General features: G+C 37.7%; 3 protein-coding genes. All 3 read right to left on the reverse strand.

All coding sequences use genetic code 11. The features are described from left to right. Positions 1-132 (reverse strand): cold-shock protein (locus tag V7266_RS08150; protein WP_335467509.1); only part of this gene is annotated, 132 nt, incomplete at its 3' end. A 99-nt stretch (positions 133-231) separates the two neighbouring features. Then, entirely contained in the window at positions 232-987 is a 756-nt protein-coding gene (locus tag V7266_RS08155; protein ID WP_335467383.1) for a Cof-type HAD-IIB family hydrolase, read from the reverse strand. Positions 988-1131: 144 nt separating this feature from the next. Then, positions 1132-1437, reverse strand: a complete 306-nt coding sequence (locus V7266_RS08160) for an iron-sulfur cluster assembly accessory protein (protein WP_335467385.1) — start codon at positions 1435-1437, stop codon at positions 1132-1134. Between the last annotated feature and the right edge of the window lie 58 nt (positions 1438-1495).

The raw sequence follows: 1495 nt of genomic DNA on the forward strand, positions 1-1495 counted from the left end.
ACCTTCATCTAAAGATTTGTATCCTTCACCTTGAATAGCTGAGAAATGTACGAATACATCTTCCCCGCCTTCACGCTCAATGAATCCAAACCCTTTTTCACTGTTAAACCACTTTACTTTACCATGTTCCATTTTCTTTGTAGCCTCCTAGCATGTAGCCATTACAAAATTTTGCAAAATATACTTGCAATCCTAGTTTTACCAAGGCATTCATTCTTTATACCAACAAAATTAATTAACTAGAACCCATTTTTGGAAAGCTTTAGCAACACCGTCCTCTTCGTTTGTTGCCGTAATCCAGTCTGCTGTTTCCTTCACCACTTCTTGAGCATTTCCCATTGCTACTCCTAGTCCAGCCTCTTTGATCATCATTAAATCGTTTCGACTGTCGCCAACTGCCATTACATTTTTCATATCGATTCCTAATCTGGAGCAGACAACAGATAGTCCACGCGCCTTGTGAATCCCCGCTGCATTAACCTCAATATTTTTCATTGTGGAATTCGTTAATTCAAATTCACTCTTTGCAGTAAGTTCCTGATAAACTAATTCTCTTGTAACGTCGTCTTCGATTGTAAAACCAAATTTCAGCCAGTCCGATTTATGTAGATCTTCGGGCATCTCATTATGCCAAGTCCGCTCTGTATTAATGGCCCAAAACTTGGTTTTATGCTGTTTAGAAAGCTCCCACATCCATTGAATATGCTCAGGATTCACAATATTTCGTTCGACCAGCTCTCTTTTTTCATCCCAGATTTCACTGCCATTTACTGTTACCAAATACGAGGTAAGCTCTAAATCATCTGCATGTTCACGAACCGTTAGTAATGAACGTCCTGTACTTAGGATTACGATTACACCCTTTTCCTTTGCGGCATTAATCGCTTTCCGATTTCCCTCTGAAACTTTGCCTTTATTGTTTAACAATGTCCCATCCATATCCAGTGCAACTAACTTGATTTCAACATCATTTTTGAAGTTTTCCATTACTGTTATAAACTCCCTTCTCCCCTGTTCCTTTAAAAGATAACATTTTTATTAGTAACTTTTCAAAATTCTCGCACCAGTTTACATAACATGGTTATGGTTAATAAAAAATCCTGCTGTAAGCAGCAGGATTTGACAAATATATTAATGATGGTGATGATGTCCACCTCTTGACGGATTGGTAATCAGCCATTCTTCTTTTGGGACATGGAAAAATTGAATCCAAACGCCATCTAGGTATTCATCATTTTTATCAAGGATGAAATCAATATCCTTATCCGTTTTGACTACTTCATCATTATCAGTGGGAGTATCTAGCATCAAATCATAGTGTGCGTGATCGCCATGGATATTCGTCACATAAACGCGGAATAATTTTCCTTCTGCCCCGTCCTCCTCTAACATCTTTTTTAATGCCTTTGCAGCATGGCGATTAATTTTTACGTTCATATTATGCGCTCCTCTATTATGTATTCTTAATTATTATCCCACGATAGAACTAAAATAG

It is taken from the genome of Neobacillus drentensis (genome assembly GCF_036965645.1).
Taxonomy (GTDB): Bacteria; Bacillota; Bacilli; order Bacillales; family Cytobacillaceae; genus Neobacillus; species Neobacillus drentensis_D.